This window comes from Vibrio sp. 811, from assembly GCF_033339195.1.
Genome location: NZ_JAWOUB010000830.1, coordinates 1 through 544, shown reverse-complemented (window position 1 = coordinate 544; position 544 = coordinate 1). Strand labels below are relative to the sequence as shown.

Below are 544 nucleotides of genomic sequence, written 5' to 3'. Positions count from 1 at the left end.
CATGAGTTTAAAGAACAAACTGCTTTGAGTTTAGCCATGCTAGGCAACAACCAAGCTGCTGCATAATAAAGGAATATCCTATGTCTGTAACAAGCTCTACGAAAATACTAGAACAACAGGACGCGAAGCGTTCATGGAATTTTGCTGGGATTTGGGACCGATTCGGCATGCTGATGGTGTTCGCTGGTCTGTTTTTATTGTGTGCTTTCTTTGTGCCTTACTTTGCGACGTTCATCAATATGAAAGGTCTGGGTTTGGCGATCTCTATGAGTGGCATGGTGGCGTGTGCCATGCTGTTTTGCTTGGCGTGTGGTGATCTGGATTTGTCGGTCGCGTCCATCATTGCTTGCTCTGGTGTGGTTACCGCCGTCGCAATTAACGCAACCAGCAGCGTGGTACTTGGTGTGGGCGCAGGTCTACTTTCTGGCGTTGCTTTTGGTCTGTTAAACGGTTTTGTCATTGCTAAGTTGCAAATCAACGCACTGATCACCACTTTGGCGACTATGCAGATAGCACGAGGCTTGGGCTACATCATTTCAGATGG

Annotated in this window: 1 protein-coding gene; it reads left to right on the top strand. The window is 47.2% G+C overall.

The genetic code is table 11. The features are described from left to right. Positions 1–80: 80 nt before the first annotated feature. Positions 81–544 (top strand): ABC transporter permease subunit (locus tag R7Q46_RS29640; RefSeq protein ID WP_411978797.1); only part of this gene is annotated, 464 nt, incomplete at its 3' end.